The sequence below is a fragment of the Xanthomonas sp. BRIP62409 genome (genome assembly GCF_003992965.1).
GTDB lineage: Bacteria > Pseudomonadota > Gammaproteobacteria > Xanthomonadales > Xanthomonadaceae > Xanthomonas > Xanthomonas euroxanthea.
The window spans coordinates 170,503-189,603 of sequence record NZ_QEZJ01000019.1; the positions used below are offsets into that span (position 1 = coordinate 170,503).

Genomic DNA, 19,101 nt, shown 5'->3' on the forward strand with positions numbered 1-19,101 from the left:
GTAGGGGGAGGCCTGAGAGGCCCGCGCGCTGGAGGGTAGGCGCACGCCGCAGGCGTTCGACGCGTGCACCAGCACCGGCGCAATTTTCGGCCTGTCTTGTGTGCGGTCATCTCGCAAGGGCTGGCGCGGCAGCCTGTCAGCGCCAGTTGGCGGCAGATCACGCGTCTCCAGAGCCGGCGGTCTCGGTATCGCCCATGAAAAAGGCCGGGAGCCCTCTGCATCGAGGAGTCCCGGCCTTAGTCGGTCGTCTTAGGACCGTTGTTTGGTGGAGGTGGGCGGAGCCTGAAAACGCCCCTACGCAAGCCATTGACCCTAAAGCATTTCGGGGCTTAAAGCTGAGCCTGCTTTGATACCTCAAATGATACCTAAAGTTGCAGGCTACGGAAATTTGTCCAGCTTCTAAGGCATCCATGCCGAAGGTTAGGATTTTTCCCACAGCTGGTTTGCTTCTGTTAACTTATGATTCGATCCTCAAAGACAAGAGCATCGGGCTTGTTTTGATAAGGAAGCAATTTGATTGGAAATGCTAAGAGCTAGGCTTGATGCCTAAGGAGGGGGTATGTCAGAGTTGGTTACTAGTGACAGGGTCGCTTTGCGCATTGCATATTTGAATATAGTGCAGGGAATCGTTGCTCGATTAGCGAACAGCTCATCAGTAATAAAGGGCGCCAGTGTTACTGTTCTGAGCGCAATGCTTGCATTTTCAGCGACTGATGGAATTGATCTAAGGTGGTGGAATTTTTTGCCGATCGGTTCTGTATTTATGATTTATCACGCGTATTTCTTGCAGCAAGAACGTGCTTTTATTCGCCTATATAATAAAGCGGCTGAGAAGGATATATGTGAGGATGTGAGTTTGGTAATTGATGGGCGTGCATTACGAGAGGTCCGTGAATCTTATATTTCAGTTCTTACCCGCCCGTCGATCATTGGGTTTCATTTTCCTGTAATCTTGGGGTTTTCTGCAGCATCTTATATTGGGAGAATCGCTTAAATGTTTTTTGATTTAAGTATCAAAAGCTTCGATTCAAAAAAATTAGATATTTCGGACGACAGAGTTGCCAAATTTGAGGGAAACAAAAAGCATCTGCTCAGTGATTTGGAAGCCTATCTGCTTAATGAGGATGGTTATTTGGATGCCGACAAGATAAGGGGGCATTTATTTCCGTGTGTACAAGTTGATGTGTTCCTTTCCCACTCACACGGAGATAGGCATGACGTTATGCGGCTTGCGGCTGCACTCGAGGATATAGGTATCAGCGTTTTTGTTGATTCTTTTGTTTGGGGATATGCTGGAGAACTGTTGGAAGCAGTTGATAAGAAATATTGTTATAATGAAAAAAAAGAAATCTATGATTATAGGGAGAGAAATTTAACAACGGCAAACGTGTATATGATTCTTAATTCATCCTTGCATAGGATGATTAATAATTCAGAGCTTTTCATTTTCCTGGAGACGGATAACTCTGTTACCATTAAAGATCATATAAAAAATAAAGCGTACGTTCAATCGCCTTGGATATACTCAGAGCTTGAATTTTCTAAGCTAATTTACGAAAAAAATAAGTCAGTTAGAGGTTTTTCTATCGGGTTAGAAGCTCTTGCTGAAGATGCGTCGGCGCGATTTGCTTATGAAGTGCCAAAAGCTACTAAGAAAATGACTGGGGATGATCTGTCTGTTTGGATTAACGCCTGCAAATCTAAGGGTTTAACACGCGCTGACGATTGTTTGAATGAGTTGTATCGGCAGCTTAAGCTTGTAAAAAAAAATCTTTAACTTTTTATTTGCAAAACTTGAGTGATGGATCCGGGTTAAAAGCGAATGGAAATTGATGATATTGAATCGTTGAAGCTAGAGATTTTTAGAGCTTTTGCACTAAGGCCGGTCCCGCCTTCTCTTGGCTTGAACTCGCCATTTCGGCTTGGGACCAAAAGAGCGGTTAGCGGAGGCAAAAGAATTTCTCTCGGAAATAAATTAAGTGATATTAAAAAAGATGATTACAGACTGACGGTTAACATCCAAGCGGGGGAGGTGGAGTCAGTAGAGTTCAGGAATGGCGTTCTCGACATGGCTAAGGGTGAGGTTGATTTCATCCATAGCGATAGGATTGTGGCTGAGTCCATTCCGAATGTAGTGAATTTAAACCGTCCGCTAGTGATTGGCTCTAGCGTCGGTCACCCTTCAGTGGCTGCTGGCTCAATCGGGCTCTTCCCAAGGAGTGCTTCCAACGGAAAGCGGCTTCTCCTCTCGTGCGCCCACATCATCGCTCCAAATGGTAATAGATCTATTGACAAGTCCGTAATTCAGCCCGGGGCTTGCGATGGGGGGATAAGTGTCCACACAGTTGCAGCGTTGGATGACTATATAAGTCTAAATACTATTGGTGTGAATTATTTTGATGCTGCCATTGCTGTTATTTTACCTGGATTTAATTTTTTGCCATTGGTGCATTCTAAGTTGTGTGTAAACCCTAGTGTTGGGGAGTTGCCGCAATCAGGAGAGGTAGTACATAAAATTGGAAGAACTACGGGATCAACGACGGGGAAGGTATATAGCGATAGAAATGACAACGTGGCAGTAGAAATGTTAGGTGATACTTTTTTCTTTGACGACTTGATTGAAATTTGGCATCCCGGCAAAGTGTTTTCACTGCCAGGTGATAGCGGATCAGCAGTATTCACAAATAAAGGGGGTGCGGTTGCACTTTTATTCGCGGGTGCTATGAGTTCTGTTGGTAAGTTAAGCTATGCGCACGGCTTGACACAGGTCTTTTGTCAGTTAGGCTTGGATAAAAATCTAGGATGAAGTTTCCATGGCTTCTAGAAGGAAAGCACAGCATGCAAAAGAAAAATTACTCCAACTAGTTCCTAGGTCTCTTATTTCTGGCGTCGGGATAATTAAATATGAAGGCTTAAATTCATTTTGCGTTAAGGTCAACGTAAGGCCGAATGTCGACGGGAGTATTATTCCTTGCGCTGTGGATGGTGTGGCTGTTGTTAAGCTGATCACAGGTGTTGCTAGTTCGGAGGTTTCGTAAGTTACTTTCACCATTAGACTGCTGTTGAATTGATTTTAAAAAGTAAGGTGCATTAGCGTCAATCATAAGAGCGTTGCTGTTGATCAAAATTACCGGCTGCAAGTAGTTTCGTATCTTTACTTTTATTTTCGCACATTAATTTTAATTGAGAGCGCTGTCGCGAGTAGCTGATTACTCACAATCGGTGCTGAGCCGTCCACCCTGGTCCATTCATCGAGCGCGGTTCGAGGCGTTGGTGCGCGCCCTGTGGGTCCTTTATTGCGCAAGCGACATCGAGGTAGCTTGCTTGCAAGACGAGCTGGCACCGACAGGTGAATCATTATCTAATCGTCTACCTCGGTCACTTGCTTTCAGGCTGGTGAGTGGCAAAGCTTACGATGCAAGGTTCTAGCAGTAAGGCCTGAACAAGTAAGGGGGGGCGGATGACGAACATCGGGAAGGCGGAAAGCTTCGACGACGGATTTCTCCGTGCAGCGCTTGAAGTCATCGCGAGGCGTGATGAGCGCAAAGCCACCATTGTCAGTCAGGACTTCGACGGCCTGAAGAAGCGACTTGATCGCTCACCGAGCACGACGCGCTTCACGCAGCCGATGGCCGAGTTCTACCTCGGTATCCCGAGACGACACTTCGACAAGCTCAAACGAGAGCATGGTAATCCGTTTCTGATCAGCAAGAGCACGCCACGCTCGATTGCTAAGGTAGAACTCTTGACGTGGTATGCCCAAATCGTCCATTGGGCAACGATTGAGGCGAGCTCGCCAGAGGAAGCACTTTCCAAATGCGATATCGACGCGATTGGTTATAGTGAGTTCGATTTCGACCAATGGCACAGCGCACCTGAAATTCTTCGCATCGAAGATGAAGGCGGTTCGCTCATTGCGTGCGACTACGAGGATGATGTTCCTGACATCGATGATCTGTAAGTCCCATTTGGGCTTCTCTAATCGACTGACGCTGTCACGCTGCGATCTTGACGAAAGGCGTGATGGCGTTAAGTTGAAGGGGAGGAGAGAAAATGGACCAGGCACTTAAAAGAAAGATTAGACAGACAGTGAAGCAGGGGAGTGAGGCGTATGTGATGTCACTTTGTCAGGCTCAAAGCGAGAGCGATGCTGCTGCACGCTACGCCATTGAGGTGGCAATCACGAGCGACAAGGAGAGCTTGATTGATCAACTGTTGCCACTGCTGTCAGAGTCATTTGAGGTCTATCCGCTTAATGTGGCTGCCAAGGCGGGTTCGGTGCGGGCGGTTGAGCAGCTCATTGAGTTCTGCGATGCAGAGGATGACGAGGCATTGGTGCTTGCTGCCAGGCACGGTCACACGGAGTGCGTCAAACGACTGCTCAAAGAGTGCAGCCCTCTGCAACACGACTCACTGGCGCTGTATGAGGCGGCGCGCCATGGTCATGCAGATGTCGTCTTTCAGTTGCTCCTGTTCTCAGACGCCAAGGCGCAGGACAGTCGAGCATTGATTGCCGCATGCAAAGAAGGACATTTGGAGGTGATCAAGCACCTGCTGCCGTTCTCATCCAAGATCCAATGTGCGCAGCGCGGCTTTGCGGCGGCGGCCGAGAACAACCATGTCGACGTCGTTGAGTTCTTGATAGAAGCTGGCCTTCCCGATCCGGAAGACACCTACTCATTGGGACTTAACGTCGCTGCTGCGAAAGGCCATGAACGCCTGATGCGCACCTTGCTCGGGGCGATTGTGACAACCCACCGTGCGCCTCGTGACTTTGGCGAAGAGGCGCTGCAATCTGCGGCACGAACTGGGCATGTAGGTATCGTCAAGTCCATCTTGGAGTTTGCGCACAAGACGGCTTATCCCGAGTTGGCCCTACATGCGGCACTTCGAAATGGCCATGATGAAGTGGTGGATGCTCTGGTTCGCCGAGTGAACTTAGATGATGTGCGGGACCTGATCACAGACGAAGCGATTGAGACGAAGCTTGATGAGGCGATTGCCAGAGTTGATGCAGCGAAGCAACACAGAGAGCTTCAATCCAACGAGCGCAAGAGAGTGGCGCAGAGCGATGCGGCAGAGCCGGTGATGAAAAACTCATCCCATAGCGTGCGCTTGTAGCACTCGCGCTGGACTCTCAGAGCTGTTCATCGAAGATCAGCAGGGCAGCTAGATCTCGCTCTCTTGGTTGCTTCCCGCTAAAGTGCTTGGCCTGTAGCAACCTGGTGCCAAGTCCAGGGCAGTCTTGAAAGGAAGCGATGTAGGTGTTCAGAGGTTTAGCGTTTTTGGTTTTTGTGCTTGCCGCAGCGTCAGTGGGAGCCGCAGAGCTGGTTGGTCGTGCGGCCTCACAGATGGTGACACGCTCACCGTAGCGAAGAAGCGCATCCGCCTATGGGGCATCGACGCCCCAGAGAGCGCACAGCAGTGCATTACGCAGGATGGTCATTCTTGGCCATGTGGTCGGCGGTCCGCCGCTGCGCTGGACGGTTACCTGTGGGACAAGACTGTTCGCTGCCAACCCAAGGACACGGACCGCTATGGCCGGGTGGTCGCGGAGTGCTTCGTTCAGGGGCAGTCCGTCAACCTTTGGATGGTGCGCTCGGGTTGGGCGGTTGCGTATCGGCAATACACCGCAGCGTTCGTCGCTGACGAGGCCGACGCGCGCCAGCACCAGGGCAACCTCTGGCAGGGGCCTTTCCAGATGCCTCCAGACTACCGGCGCGGCAAGCGGGACAGGCTGCTCGCCAGGCTCGCGTTGACGAGCCAACCATGCCGGGCGGATGCCGCGTCAAAGGCAACATCTCCCGCCAGGGCAAGAAGATCTACCACGTGCCCGGTCAGCGGGACTGCGAGGGCACCCGCATCGACCTGAGCCGTGGCGAGCGCATGTTCTGTAGTCCCGGGGAGGCGTTGCGGGCAGGGCGGCACCCCGCAAAGCGTTGACGGGAATTTGTGAAGGAGGATGACTGAGCCGGTTGGCGTCCAAGCCTAGCTTGTGAAACACTTACCTATCAGTTCACCCTGGATACGGCGCGATGTTGGCGCAGGACAACATAATTTCGTGGCGCCAAGCGGCGCAAGCATTGAGCCGCCCTGTGCTTGCCCAAGCTGCAAGGACAGGCGACGGCCGCTTCATCCTTAAGCTCCTGACTGACGCCGGTCTGCAGGTTGGCTCAGGTCAAACGGTCGCTGAGTTGCTAGACCAGGTGTTGGATGGGCTTCGACGAAACTATCGGTGCGAATATTTCTACAAGGCAGCCATCGCTGATCGAGTAGTGTTTGGGCGTCATAGCCCACGGACGGCAAGCTTGCATGTCGAATTGCCTGTGGGTCGATCCATTATTGATCTTGCTATCTTCAACGGCACTTCGACGGCCTACGAAATAAAAACTGAGTTCGATAGTCATCGCCGCTTGCTGACCCAAACTCCTGACTACTTGCGTGTCTTTGAGCGGGTCTACTTGGTCACACATCCGTCCATTAGTCCGCAATATCTCCGGGTTTTAGATGACCGAGTAGGTATTTTAACGCTGCAAAGTAATGGATCGTTGAGTGAGATCAGAGCGCCAAGGGCTTCCACGAGTAACTTGGACAAGATGGCGCTTTTTCAGATGCTCAGGGCTCAGGAATATGTCCAAGCAGTGCGAGATTGGTTCGGTGATCAACCTGAGCTACCAAATGGGCGTCGTTACGAGCACTATCGGCGTCTGTGGGAACAGCTGACGACAGAGCAAGCTCATGCATCGGTAATCAGAGCAATGCGGGAACGGACCACCGCCGAGTCGATGGTTGACTTTGTTCGATCGCTTCCCAGAAGTTGTCGAGTCCTAGGCTACGCCACGCCGCTATCTAAGCCTCAGCAAAAACGGGTATTGAACGCGCTCCACGATCTGAATTATGCTTGATCAGAGACCGACGCAGGGGGCGTCGTTGGAGCGAAAAGGATGTATGTTCCGTATATGTATGGTCGGCAGTATGAGCTGTTGGCGATCCGGTGGTTGCTTGGCCATAGTGACCGAGATCTAAGCCAATGGCTTCCGCTTGTTGAGCCCGTCATGGCTCGGCCCAGTGATCTTAGTCGATGTATGGCTATGTGCCAGGATCAGCAACAGGATTTGGCTGTTATCGTCAATCCTCATCGACACCAGTTGAAGGATGCCGGCGCTCGCCATGCTTGGGGGCAGGTGGCTTGGGCTCAAATTGATGCTTTCTCTGCGGTGGTGCCGACCTATCGATTGGACGAGCAGACGACGGTAGCGGAAGTTTCTGCGTTTCTCGCGCGTTTTTCTGATCGCAAGCTGGCTATGGTGATCACGGCCAATGCGCTCTCAGTGGCTGACACGCAGTGGCTTGCTAGTCAGGCAGCCATTCATTGGTTTGTAGTGCTCACGGATAAGGTGCCTGCACATGTCTTGGCGTTATTCCCTTCTAAGCGAACGATTTGGTTGAAAGATTGCTTTGCCAGATTAAGTAGGAACGCTGACTACAAAGGGGCGGAGTATTTCACTGATCGTCATAAGACTTCCAACGGTAAAGCTGGAGGGATTGGTGATTACCTGTGCCTTGGCGATTTCTTCTCTGCTGGGGGTGGCGCTCCTGGCGCTGTCACAATCCATGCGGCTTTTAAAGAGCCGCAGAGTCAAGATGTTTGGATCGAGCATTTCGTGTCGAAGGATCAGGTCCAACATGAGGTCGATACGGCAGTTAAGTTTCTTCAAGCAGCTAAGAAGCTCGTTAAGCAGGTCCGCTTGCGGCCGAAGGAGTTTGGCACTAATCCGGCGCTTGCTGAGTTTGAGTGCTTGGTGCGAGAGGATAAATTTCCCCAGCTTGCAACAAGCAAGAAGCTTCAAATGGTGCACCATATGTGTCTAATGATGGATGTTTTACAAGGTCGCTTGTAGTGCGGCGCTCCTGATGCTGGGTAGGGTAAGAGGCTTATGAACACAATATCTGGCGCCTTCGATGATTTTTCTCATTCGCTAAGAGTTCTGCAAGAGGCAGATTCTCGCGCCGCAAGTGGCTTGCTCGTAGTGGATCGGGCGGAAGCTGTTGGCAACATTGAGAACGCGTGGTCGAGCGTTCTCAATGCTTTTCATAGTCTCTATGATGCGATGGAAAAGGATTCAGGATATTCATTGGATTGGTATGCTAAACCCGAGCTTGCTCTGATTCTGGTTCTACGAAATGCGCGTCATCACAATCATGCGCGGAAGGTGCGCACGCTTTATACACATTATGTGCAAGAGGCCGAGAAGATCGGCAGGCTGGAGATGTATCTCCTCCTAGACTTCCCGGCCGGCGAGGAAGACGGGGATACGTTTGACCTGTACCTGTCTTGGGAAGATTTCAACGAGCTACTGGCGCTACCGCAGGGCACAACGCGAATTCGTCCAGTCGTTGCGCAGGCTATTCGAGAATATTTGGGCACAGCGAGCTTCAATAGCTATGCAGTTCGCCATGATCTTGCTGAAAATCGGGTGGTTTTCAATGCTATTCCTTTGATCTGTAATGCAGCGGCGACGCTAGTGCCCATCATCGAGAAGAGCATTAAGTCGACCTCAACCGAGGCTGGAGCCTTCTTAGTGCTATTCAAGGATATGCCGCATTCTCGCATGCATAAGCCTGAGATCAACGTCGGCCCCATTGCTTATATGCCGTGACTCGAAGATATTTCGCTGATGTGATGAGCGTCAGTATCTTTGGAATTATTGCCGGCAATGCGATGAGAAGCGTGAGGGCTTCAAACTTGGTCATGGAATATGCCTTGTGCGGAGCATTCGCTGGCTTGGATGGCTTCGCTCAAGGATACATCTTTGCTCCCTTCCTCAACCGCTCCTTGAACTGTCCGCGCACGTATGTAGGCAGCGTTACGGATGGCTGATAGTTTCCAAGCGCTTCAACTTGGGCCTTGCGGATGTTCCCAGCCGACTTGTGCACATAGTTGTCCTGCAGCACGGGCGCCTTCTTGTTGAGGGCATGGCCGGTGATCAAGGCAATGTGCTCTACCCGTACGCCCTTGGCGTCAAGCTCGGTAGCCAGGGTATGGCGGAAGGCATGCGACCCGATCCCCTTGCCAAAGCCAAGCCCCTTCAAATACTTCGCAAACTGATTAACGAAGCCTTGGCTGTAGCGCCCGTTTGGCTCACCGGTCTTGCGGCACATGCCGGCAGACAGGTTCGGGAAGAGGCGAGGGTGGCCAGACGCTTTGATGTCGGCAAGGAAGTCGAGGAAGCCCGCCTGGATGAGGCTTGGGTGGATCGGCACCTTGCGAATGGCACTCTTACCTTTCAGGCTTTGACGGCTGCGCTTGCCAGCGCTTAGCGCCAGATCTTCGTCCACGGTCTTCTGGATCGAGAAGCACCACACGCCTTGATCTTGGACGATGTCGGCTACTTTGAGCTGGGCGATCTCATTGATCCGGGCGCCTGTGTAAAGCGCAATGAGCGGGCACCACCAACGGTGCGGATACTTCTTGGCCCAGGGCAGGAAAGTCTCGGGGTTGAAGATCTTCTGAATATCCTCTGGCGAGAGCAGCCGTTCTGGCTCTTCTTGGTCAATGAGGAGATCAACCCTTGGCGCTTCGAAAGCGTCCATCGGTGAATGCGGGATTGCTCTGGCCTTAGCTAGCTTGTTGAAGAATGAGTTCAAGAAGCGGCGATGCAATTCAAGCGTAGCGTTGGCTGGCTGTGTTCTGCCTAAAGCCTGCCCTTTGGCGATCAACCCTTTGACGTCAAGCTTCTGATAGGCTGGATTGGACATGAAGTCCTCAGGGGCCCAGCGCAACAGATCCCACATCTCATAGATATGCGTGTGATTGATGCGCGCGACGGAGATGTTGCCGGTCACGCGTTGCAAGATTGTAAGCGTTCGACGATACGCGTCAATGGTGGATTTCTCGCGGCCCTGCCGATCCTTATCGTTGAGAAAATCTTTCACCTCCTCGGATAGAAGCCGGGCGGGTGTGGCCAGAGGCAAGGGTTCCGGATAGCGTGTGCCCGAGCGGCGAAGCCGACGCTTGCGCTCCTGATCATCGAGCGTCGCTTGAACGAGGTCTTGAAAGTAAACGGCACCAGCGCGGCTGGTGATCCGGATGTTCTTGAAAGCCGATTTCCCACTTCGAACCTCTTCGATGAAAAGGTCGCCGATGGGGTGTTGAAGATAGTGCTGTAATTGAGGAATTTGCAAAAGCATCTACTTGTCCGTGTGTGGAGGTAGATTTGTGATAAGGCAGTGGCAATTTTCGTCAATACAAAAAAGAGACAGAATTTTGATCTGCAAGATTGCCTAAGTCGGTTCTATTTGCGGTGCCAATTTTTTTAAATATGAGTAAATATGTTTCGTCTTTTTGTGTGGGATAATATAAGTGGCATGGGCTTTTAAGCGCGGTTTAATTGAAATAACCATAAACGTGCTTGTAGCGTTTAAAGGTCATAAATCGTGAAAAAACGAGAGATATCTCACGCAAGCAAAATGAACTTCAGATAAATGAAATAAGCTTTGCCTAATCTAATCATTCTTAAGAAGACAGTTAGGCAATCTGACTTATGGCGTTTGGGCTTTTGCAAATTTTTGAAGGGGAGTTTGAGCATTTAAGACATAAGTGGTCTGAAATGGGCCCGGAGATGAGCAACAACGGAAGAGCAAGTGGCCCACCTTCCAGGATGACAATCACCTGATTTTCGCCGCGCGAGGGTTAGCGTCATTCCACAGTTCGAAATGGTCAATATATGAAAATATTCATCAGTTCGCTTATCACCGGAATGGAGGCCGAACGAGCAGCGGTCAAGCAGGCGATCGAGTTGCTAGGCCACCAGGCGATCATGGCGGAGGATTTCGGCGCCCGAGCCAGCTCTCCCCAAGTCGCATGTCTGAGTGGCGTGCGCGAGGCGGATCTTGTCATCCTCGTTCTTGGACCGCGCTACGGGACCAAGCAGGCAGGAGGCGTCTCGGCAACCCACGAAGAGGTGCATGAAGCCAGGAACCGTAAGCCACTCCTGATGTTTGTACAGTCCGGCATGGAGGCGGAACCGGATCAAGCCGACTTGATTAGAGAGATCGGCAATTGGCAAGGCGGTCAGCTCTGGGATGGTTTCGTCTCAGCAGATGACCTGGGGCAAAAGGCAACTCTCGCCATCCATCGGTTTCAGCTGACGCAGGCCGTGGCGCCCCTCGATCCCACAGGATTGCGCGATCGTGCACTGGCGCTCTTCCCACGGATCGAGCGCGGCTATCAGCAAAGTGGCACGGTTTTGCAGCTTGCTGTTGTGGCTGGACCCGATACAACGGTGCTTCGTCCTGCCGAGATTGAGGCCCAGGCGCTCATAGATGCCATGCAACAGCATGCGCTCTTCGGAAGGCCTTCCATTTTTGATCGTGGCTTGGGGATGCAATCGCGCTTAGAGGGAGAGGCGTTGTTCTTGGCCCAAGAAGGTCCACGCAGCGAAGGTGCGTCGATCCGGCTATGGCCGAATGGGGATGTGCGCCTGACCTTGCCCGTGCCACCTCCCGAGCGCGGCATGGGGCTATCGGTCGTCTTGGAAGAAAGCGTCGCTGAGAAGCTCGAAGCGGCGATCGCCTATGCCTCGTGGCTTCTGGGTCAGATCGACCCTACCGAGCGACTCACCCACGTGGTGCCGGCAGTGCGATTGATTGGAGAGCATGCCGGCGCTTGGAGGACCCGTGCTGAGCACGAGGCCAGTCCTAACAGCATGCAAGTGCCTTGGCGACAGGGAGAGCATCAAGAACTGGTGCTTCTCACGCCAGCCCACCAAGTCAGGCAATCGCTATCCATGGATACGCAGCGCATCGTAGAAGACCTGGTTGTGCTCTTGCGCCGCCGCTGGGATGGCTAGGTCGTCAGTCGAAAATCAAGACGCAGAGCGTATTCCTCAAGATCTTCCGGTAGGAAAAGCCTACCGGTTTAGCCATGTTTTGGGGGACGCAATTGGCTGAGCGCTCGCGGGAGCTCGCTGCACGCTGATGCACTTCTAGGGATGAGGGCGCTCGTCCCTTAAATGTCCAGCTTGTGCGATTGGGTGGTCTATCCTTTATTACCAGGCCCTCGCCTAGGGCTTTGTGATTTCTCTGATCCCAGTCCCGGTCCCTCGTTGCTTTGATCGGTTTGGCGCGGACGATGGGCGGAGCCATCGGGACTCACTACATTCGCTGTCCTTACGGCTCTCTTAGTGCGTAATGGCGATGAGCCAGGGTCAAACGGCGTTGGCTCCGGGCCGGGCCTAGTTTGCGCGCTATAAACGGGCATGTGTTCAGCTAGAATACTCGCTACCTGACGCGCTTCTGTAATGTTATTTAGGATGAGCCAGCCCGTGGAGGGTGCTGCTAGCTCGTCCGCGCCCTCAGTTAGCAATTGCTCGAAGAGAACGTTACCGATTATTGACTGATTAGGGAGTAATTGGGGCGACCACAAGCCTTTCACGGTTTCCTTCCATCCTTTCGGGAAGTTCTTAATGTTCTTACCCCATAGCTTTACGCATGCATTCACAATCAAGATATTTTTTGCGCTAAGGATTGTATGGACATTCTGATGATTTGTAATCGCACTACAGCGAATTTTATCGCTCTCGTAAACCAGGTAATGTAACCAGTGTAGGTTTGAAAAGACTGGCGCTATCTTGGGGTGTGCTAAGTCATTTAATATATCGAGCCCATAATCAGCAAGTCTCAGAAATTGTGGTTCGGGTAGCTTCGGGGGGGTTGCTCTCGCGGGCGAGATATGCTCGATGGAGAACGATCCAGTTCCCTTTTCCATTTTGGCCTGAAATACTGAGACACGAAAAGTGCCATCCGGCATGCAAATGACCAGCGCGAAATCAGCCCCGCGCCCTGGTTCTGTCATCAGTCCACTTCCGCTTTTCGCATATCTCACCCAGAGATAGCTCGGGTCGAGAGCGGGCTGGTAGGCCAAGCAACAGAATGGGGCGGCTGCCGTGAACGCGCCTAAGATGGCTGCGGTGATTGTCTCTTCATCATGATCGGCTGTGATGTTTTTTCTCAGCAGTTCAAGGAGTGCCATCTGAAATGTAGCAGCCAGCGCATTTGAGGTCGAGTTCAGCGGAGCGCCGAGTTCGGCTTCTATCCAGTTCTTCAGAGGTTGCACGTTCACGGTCCTTGTCGAGTTTTTTAGGATGCGAGCGACTTGCCAGCTCGTAAGAGCGCAGCGCGGCGAGCTTGTCCTGAGGGTAGTAGTCTGCCCATGGTCGGTCAATAGGCTTATCTGTGGTGAAGATGGCGCTGGCAGCTTTTCGCCAATTCTTTGGGAGTTTAAAAGGCGTAACCGGCACACGGTAAGCTACTTCTGGAGGGGTGTCAGCATCTTCAATCCACCGAATAAATTGCTCTTTTTCTTCCTGGCTTCCTGTATCAAAGATACGGTTGAAAATTTGGTCCATCACGTGTCTGTGTTCGAGGTGCGACATTGCAATTCCATTCCAATACGCTAGAGCTGACGACAACTTAGGGAAGTAAAGTGCCGATGCCCCCCTATGCATGGGTCGAGTCATCCAGCCCTTTTTCCTCTTCTCGTTCGACAGCACCACTCTAAATTGCTTAAGCTGTGCTTGTACTCTTTTTCTATCCATCTCTATCCCCGTTTTTTTTCATGAGGGTAACGGGGTTTTGATGTTCGTCAATATCTGGTGGTCTAGATAGGGATCATCCGAGTAACTTCACAGAATTTTTCTGTAGCCGAAGGGTTAGTTGTGTTCGAATTTTATAATTCAATAAGTCTGGCCTGATTCCATAACAGGCAAAGTAGAATCCTCGGAAATAGGCGTTTTATGCTATTGAGCCTTGCGAAATCTTGAGTCAGAACTGATGAACTCTGACTCAGGAAACACACATGGCCATCTACCACACCCGCATCAAAACTTACAGCCGAGCCAAAGGGCATTCGGCACTTGCCGCAGCGGCATATCGCGGCGGCTACTTGCTCACCGATCCCGCCTCAGGTGCGCGCCACGACTACCGGGGTAGGGCGGGCATCATCCAGTCGCGTTGCCTGGCACCACCTGGTTCGCCGGCATGGGCGGATGACCCGCAAGCACTTTGGGCCGCTGCAGAAGCGGCAGAGCGACGCTGCAACAGCACCGTCTGCCGCGACTTCGCGGTTGCGCTTCCGCACGAACTCGATGACCCCAAGCGCTGGGAGTTGGTGCTCGATATCGCACATCGCCTGATTGGCCGCTTTGGATTTGCGTTGCAAGCCAGTCACCATCGCCCGACCAAAGATGACCCACGCTACTTCTATACGCATCTGCTCGCCACGACGCGAAAGATGGAAGCCTCGGGTTTGACCCAGAAGACGCGCGTCTTAGATGGGCGCATCAATGGCAAGGAAGAAGTCGAATGGATCCGCGCGATGATCGCTGATCGGATCAATGCACACCTTGCCCAAGCTGGCATTGGCAAATCGGTTGAGCATCGGCCCTTGACGGAACGCTTAGAGGCGATGCGAGGCAGCGGGATCTTTGTCCAAGGCCAGGAAGGCTTTGAGCAACTTCTGTCCCGCTACCGCCAAGAGGGGCGACTGTTGAGCGTGCCGGATGGCCACACGGCGGAAGAGGCCCAGCGAGAGCGTCATGGGCCGGACATGGATACTTCTGTTGATGAGGCTTCGGTGGCGCAGATGCCCATCATGCTGTCACCCACTGGCGGGCTCAGTTCAAGTAGGGACGACGAAGCTCTGTCAGCAAACCTAGAAGATCGAACCGGCCATCAAGATACGCATTGATGGCGTCGGCCATGTGCTGATCAACGCCAAAGCCAGCTTCGTTTTGTTGGGCGATCCAGCCTTCAACATGAGCTTGGCGGAGTTGATGTTCTTGCTGGTCGAGGGGCATAGCGGGGGAGTGAACGGCAGAAGACATAATGACGAATCCAGTGTTGTGGTTCTTCGATTCGTAGCAGAGAAGCCTTCGCCGTCAAGCCCAGTCGCCTAGCCCAATTGTCGTTCGGTCAAAGCTTCAATTTTTCGTTGACTGCCTGACTGACCAGTTCATACCACCGGTTCATCTCGGTCTCGTTCCCGAACTTGATGGTCCACACCGGATGATCGATGTCGCGCACGTTGAGCGTCAGCGTGCCTTCGCGGTTGTAGTTATGCCAGTGCTTTTCCCAGGACCGCACATCGCTCAGCGCATACGCCTTGATGCGACTGCCGGCTTTGAACTTGATCATGGCGCGTGCTGTAGACACAGCAATGCGCGTGTTTTTGTAGCCATAAAACCGCTGGAAGTCATGGTCAAATGTTGCGTTGTCGCTGCGCGTTTTCATCGTTTTGGCAAGCACCAAGAAGATCGCGGCGCAGCCAGCGAAGAAGACCAGGGTAAGAAAAGTGCCGACGCTCATGTGAGTTCCTGAGGAAATGATGGGGTCGCCGTTGATCGCCAACGGTGACTACTGGACGCGACCAGTGATTTTCCAAGTGCCGCCCACCTTGGTGAAGGTGTAGACCCCGTCCATTTGATTGCCGAAGTCTTGACCCAATGCCTTTACCTTTGCGCTGGCATCGCACGTGTAGCTGGGCGCACCTTCTGCCTTTTGGCACTGGTTGCTCTTGAAGTCTTCGATCCTGGCCTCGTCATTGCTGTTCTCTTTGACGAACTGCAAAAAAGCGTGCTCCCGCTCAGACTGCGATGGGCGACCTCCCGAGCAAGCCGCCAGAGAGACGATCAACGTGCCGATGACGGCAAAGCGAGCCTTGGACATAGAAATTCCTTGAATAGGGAGGTCGAACGGATCGGCGCATGCACGGATGTTCAGGGCCGGCAGGGCTGCCCAAGCAACGGTTTCCAGTGCAGTTGACAGCTTGCCGATGCAGCGGCAGTATGCGTTCAACGAATGATTCGTTCAACGAATTTTTGCAAGGCGCGTAACTCACGTTCATCCTTGTAGGGATGAGCACCCCCCAACCTGACATCCTGTCGTTGTTCGCTGCGCGGCTTAAAGCGCGCCGCCTAGCAATTGGCCTTGTGCAACAGGACTTGGGTGTCGCTCTTGGATTGGAGAGTCGCATCGCTCAGGCTCGCATCAGCCGCTACGAAACGGGCACGCATGTCCCAGATCTCAAGACTGCCTTGGATCTGGCTGATGCACTGGGTGTGTCCCTCAGTTCCTTGGTCGCCGAGTCTGATCGACTTGGTCAGATCATCGAGCTGGTGCGCCAGCTGCCTGAGGGGCAGCAGGAAGAGCTGGCGAAACACTTGTCGGCACTCGCTGCTTCGTCTCCTTCGAAAGCCGAAAAAGAGTAGGCCGAATAACCTAGGGGGCGGACAAGCTCTCACTCGGGGAGCAGCGAAGGACGTCGCAAAAAAATTGCGGCTGAGCCCAGCGCAGCGGCCCGCTTAGTCCATGGTGCGAAAGGTCCCGTCGCTGTCTTGGCATGCTCCCCGTCAGACAATTCCTACACAGATGCCAATGTGCAACCGATCTGAGCGGGCGGTGTGATCCTGTAATCTTGCGAGCGGACGGTCGTTTTCAAACAAGCCAGGGATCACAGATGGAAGGCAGCGCGTCATGACCGGCAAGATCAAGCTCAGTGTCGCCATCGCGCTCTTGCTCTTCGCCCTCACCGCAGGGGTCTACCTTTCCGGTCAATTGATCTTGATGCTCTTGAAGGTGGCTGGGCCGCTTAGCGTCGGCACCTATTGGTCTTACGTCAAAGCACTCGACTTTCCGCAGTTCGCTCCCTACGCGACCAAGATCAAGCTGGCCGGCGCCATTGGCTTCGGCGTGCCGCTCCTGGCCTGGATCGCGCTGCTGATCCCGCTGTTTAAGCCGAAGGCCGCCGCCTTGCATGGCGACGCCCGCTTTGCCTCCGGCATTGATCTGGCCAAGAAGGACATGCTCAAACCGTCGCCAACCGGCATTGTGGTTGGGAAGCACGGTGGCAAGTTGGTGCGCCTACCTGGGCAACAGTTTGTGATCCTGGCCGCGCCCACGCGTTCGGGCAAGGGTGTGGGCATCGTCATTCCCAATCTGCTCGACTACCAAGGCTCAGTGGTAGTCCTGGACATCAAGCAAGAAAACTTCGATCTCACTTCCGGCTGGCGCAAGAGCCAAGGCCAAGAGGTCTTTTTGTTCAACCCGTTTGCCGAAGACGGGCGCACGCATCGCTGGAATCCACTGAGCTACATCTCGCCCGATCCCGCCTTTCGCGTGTCGGATCTAATGAGTGTCTCGGCGATGCTCTACCCGGACGGCTCTGACGCCCAGAAGTTCTGGGTGAGCCAAGCGCGCAACGCCTTCATGGCGTTTACGCTTTATCTGTTCGATAGCCTCGATGATCAGATCAAGCGCAAGCACCCTAAAGACACCTGGATGTTCCCAACGCTCGGAATGCTCTATCGCGTGTCGTCTGGGGATGGGAGCGACTTGAAGGGCTACCTCAAAAAGCTCTCGCAGCGCGACTTCCTGGGCCGCGATGCCAAGATGGCGTTCGACAATTTGCTCTCGCAAGCCGAAGAGACGTTCGCCTCGATCATGGGCACGTTCAAGGAGCCGCTCAACCAGTTCATCAACCCAATCCTGGATGCGGCAACCAGTGGCAACGATTTCTTGCTGACCGATGTGCGCAAGAAGAAGATGAGCATCTACATTGGCATCCAGCCGAACAAGCTGGCCGAAAGCCGCCTGTTGATCAACCTGCTGTTTAGTCAGCTCATCAACCTCAACACCAAAGAGTTGCCGCAGAACAACCCGGCGCTCAAACACCAGTGCTTGCTGCTGATGGACGAATTCACGTCCATCGGCCGGGTCGACATCATCGCAAGCGCCGTGAGCTACATGGCCGGCTACAACATCCGCTTGCTGCCGATCATCCAGAGCATGGCGCAGCTGGACGCGACCTATGGCAAGGATGTCTCGCGCACCATCATCACGAACCACGCCCTGCAAATCGTCTACGCCCCACGCGAGCAGCAAGACGCCAACGACTACTCGGACATGCTCGGCTACACCACGGTGCGCAAGAAGAACAAGTCGCACACCAGTGGCAAGCAAAGCAGCGTGTCCTATTCCGAAACTGAGCAACGCCGTGCCTTGATGCTGCCGCAAGAGTTGAAGGCCATGGGCTTTGACAAGGAAGTCTTCCTTTACGAAGGCATCCCAAGTCCGGTGCTCTGCGAGAAGATCAAGTATTACGAAGATACCTACTTCACCAAACGGCTGCTACCAAAAGCCGAGGTGAAGAAGTTATCTGCCGCCGTATCGGGCTCATGAAAGTAGCTCTTGACGAAAAAATCCAAGCCATTGCCGGGAAATGAAGATGCCATTTGTAAATGAATTTATTCCTGAGCCAGATGTTGTTAAATACGACCTAGAAGCAATCGACAGAGGCTTCGTGGTCGGTGGCACCAATGCGAGAGACTGGACAATTGATCGTGATCGCGACATCTATTTGCGCAATGTCGCAAACGGTGGCGGCACCGAAAGCGAGGTCAGAAACCAGACAAAGTTCTCCTTCTATTGGCATGGCGAACTCCTAACACTGAGACTGGATTTGGTTGATGGTGGAGGCGCGCGTGGTCAGCCCGGTTGGTCCCATTGGAGACTGATGTGGATCAATGGTGGAGAGGGACTGCCTGAGCATCTCAAGGCTGACAAGGAGCAATTCATAGCTGATCTCAAGGAGGCCTTGCTCGCATACAAGGATTTCGGCGTCCATTCCAGGAACACGGACTACCACATCGTTTTTGAAGTCGATGAGGGGTGCTTGGTGTGAATGGCTCGATATCTGCCCAGGACGCAATCGATAGAATTCGTCAGAACTCTGGCGATTACCAAACACCGGATTCGCTGCGGTCGCTCGCCGCGCAGGTGGACGCGAATGCCTCAGGCAAGGTCACTGTTCTTTACAGTGGCCCGGCAGCGAAAGACATCTGGTCGACTGATGTCATTGGATCGATGATCGAATCTGGCGAAGACATCCGGGTTATCGATAAAAGCCAGGCATCGAAGTTTCTGAATTCCCGTGAGTTCTATACCGCGCTCGCCGACATCTACGAAATTTCGCCTCGTGAGCTGATAGACGGGTCTCATCGTGGGCCTGCCACAGAGTGGCTTTACCACCCCACGCAAGGTCCT

The 19,101-nt window shown here is 52.9% G+C and carries 18 protein-coding genes and 2 pseudogenes; 15 read left to right on the forward strand and 5 right to left on the reverse strand.

Annotated elements, in window-relative coordinates; all coding sequences use genetic code 11:
- The first annotated feature begins 559 nt into the window (after positions 1-559).
- The 10 genes and pseudogenes from EO170_RS08975 (at position 560) to EO170_RS09020 (ending at position 8,660) form a co-directional block, all read left to right on the forward strand.
- Entirely contained in the window at positions 560-994 is a 435-nt protein-coding gene (locus EO170_RS08975; RefSeq protein ID WP_126944203.1) for a hypothetical protein, read from the forward strand.
- On the forward strand, positions 995-1,777 hold the full coding sequence (locus EO170_RS08980; protein ID WP_126944206.1) for a toll/interleukin-1 receptor domain-containing protein: 783 nt from the start codon (positions 995-997) through the stop codon (positions 1,775-1,777).
- A gap of 45 nt (positions 1,778-1,822) precedes the next feature.
- The gene (locus EO170_RS08985) at positions 1,823-2,806 is read left to right on the forward strand and encodes a hypothetical protein (RefSeq protein ID WP_126944209.1); all 984 of its coding nucleotides are present in this window, start codon (positions 1,823-1,825) and stop codon (positions 2,804-2,806) included.
- A gap of 654 nt (positions 2,807-3,460) precedes the next feature.
- Positions 3,461-3,766, forward strand: a pseudogene (locus EO170_RS21705) (hypothetical protein); the annotation flags it as partial.
- Positions 3,746-3,961 (forward strand): hypothetical protein, encoded by a 216-nt coding sequence (locus EO170_RS21590; RefSeq protein ID WP_241239405.1) that lies wholly within the window; start codon positions 3,746-3,748, stop codon positions 3,959-3,961. The pseudogene EO170_RS21705 and the gene EO170_RS21590, both read left to right, overlap by 21 nt.
- Positions 3,962-4,053: 92 nt before the next feature.
- Entirely contained in the window at positions 4,054-5,121 is a 1,068-nt protein-coding gene (locus EO170_RS09000) for an ankyrin repeat domain-containing protein (RefSeq protein WP_126944212.1), read from the forward strand.
- Between the two features lie 143 nt (positions 5,122-5,264).
- A pseudogene (locus EO170_RS09005) lies at positions 5,265-5,943 on the forward strand (thermonuclease family protein).
- A 92-nt stretch (positions 5,944-6,035) separates the two neighbouring features.
- Positions 6,036-6,905, forward strand: a complete 870-nt coding sequence (locus EO170_RS09010) for a sce7726 family protein (protein WP_126944215.1) — start codon at positions 6,036-6,038, stop codon at positions 6,903-6,905.
- A gap of 39 nt (positions 6,906-6,944) precedes the next feature.
- Positions 6,945-7,901 (forward strand): sce7725 family protein, encoded by a 957-nt coding sequence (locus EO170_RS09015; protein ID WP_126944218.1) that lies wholly within the window; start codon positions 6,945-6,947, stop codon positions 7,899-7,901.
- A 36-nt stretch (positions 7,902-7,937) separates the two neighbouring features.
- Entirely contained in the window at positions 7,938-8,660 is a 723-nt protein-coding gene (locus EO170_RS09020) for a hypothetical protein (RefSeq protein ID WP_126944221.1), read from the forward strand.
- A 139-nt stretch (positions 8,661-8,799) separates the two neighbouring features.
- Here EO170_RS09020 and EO170_RS09025 read toward each other — a convergent pair whose 3' ends face one another.
- Entirely contained in the window at positions 8,800-10,191 is a 1,392-nt protein-coding gene (locus EO170_RS09025; RefSeq protein ID WP_126944224.1) for a site-specific integrase, read from the reverse strand.
- A gap of 536 nt (positions 10,192-10,727) precedes the next feature.
- On the opposite strand from EO170_RS09025, the gene EO170_RS09030 reads away from it, so the two are divergent.
- Positions 10,728-11,852, forward strand: a complete 1,125-nt coding sequence (locus EO170_RS09030) for a DUF4062 domain-containing protein (protein WP_126944227.1) — start codon at positions 10,728-10,730, stop codon at positions 11,850-11,852.
- A 188-nt stretch (positions 11,853-12,040) separates the two neighbouring features.
- Here EO170_RS09030 and EO170_RS21485 read toward each other — a convergent pair whose 3' ends face one another.
- Positions 12,041-13,117: a hypothetical protein gene (locus EO170_RS21485; protein ID WP_164740982.1), complete on the reverse strand. Its 1,077-nt coding sequence runs from the start codon at positions 13,115-13,117 to the stop codon at positions 12,041-12,043.
- Positions 13,020-13,436 carry a hypothetical protein gene (locus tag EO170_RS09035; RefSeq protein ID WP_126944230.1) on the reverse strand — a complete coding sequence of 139 codons (417 nt, stop codon included), beginning with the start codon at positions 13,434-13,436 and terminating at the stop codon, positions 13,020-13,022. The genes EO170_RS21485 and EO170_RS09035 overlap by 98 nt, the downstream gene beginning before the upstream one ends.
- 422 nt (positions 13,437-13,858) lie before the next feature.
- Between EO170_RS09035 and EO170_RS09040 the strand changes: the two genes are divergently transcribed.
- Complete coding sequence (locus EO170_RS09040; RefSeq protein WP_126944233.1) at positions 13,859-14,749, forward strand: MobA/MobL family protein; 891 nt, start codon at positions 13,859-13,861, stop codon at positions 14,747-14,749.
- Between the two features lie 224 nt (positions 14,750-14,973).
- Here EO170_RS09040 and EO170_RS09050 read toward each other — a convergent pair whose 3' ends face one another.
- Both EO170_RS09050 and EO170_RS09055 read right to left on the reverse strand, forming a co-directional pair.
- A complete protein-coding gene (locus EO170_RS09050) occupies positions 14,974-15,366 on the reverse strand; it encodes a hypothetical protein (RefSeq protein WP_126944237.1) in 393 nt (130 codons plus the stop codon).
- 48 nt (positions 15,367-15,414) lie between these two features.
- Entirely contained in the window at positions 15,415-15,726 is a 312-nt protein-coding gene (locus EO170_RS09055) for a hypothetical protein (RefSeq protein ID WP_033007588.1), read from the reverse strand.
- A 188-nt stretch (positions 15,727-15,914) separates the two neighbouring features.
- Between EO170_RS09055 and EO170_RS09060 the strand changes: the two genes are divergently transcribed.
- The 3 genes from EO170_RS09060 (at position 15,915) to EO170_RS09070 (ending at position 18,739) form a co-directional block, all read left to right on the forward strand.
- Positions 15,915-16,268: a helix-turn-helix transcriptional regulator gene (locus EO170_RS09060; RefSeq protein ID WP_181120328.1), complete on the forward strand. Its 354-nt coding sequence runs from the start codon at positions 15,915-15,917 to the stop codon at positions 16,266-16,268.
- Positions 16,269-16,533: 265 nt separating this feature from the next.
- Positions 16,534-18,237, forward strand: coding sequence for a type IV secretory system conjugative DNA transfer family protein (locus EO170_RS09065; RefSeq protein ID WP_164740983.1), 1,704 nt, complete (start codon positions 16,534-16,536; stop codon positions 18,235-18,237).
- A 40-nt stretch (positions 18,238-18,277) separates the two neighbouring features.
- Complete coding sequence (locus tag EO170_RS09070; RefSeq protein WP_126944240.1) at positions 18,278-18,739, forward strand: hypothetical protein; 462 nt, start codon at positions 18,278-18,280, stop codon at positions 18,737-18,739.
- Positions 18,740-19,101: the final 362 nt, after the last annotated feature.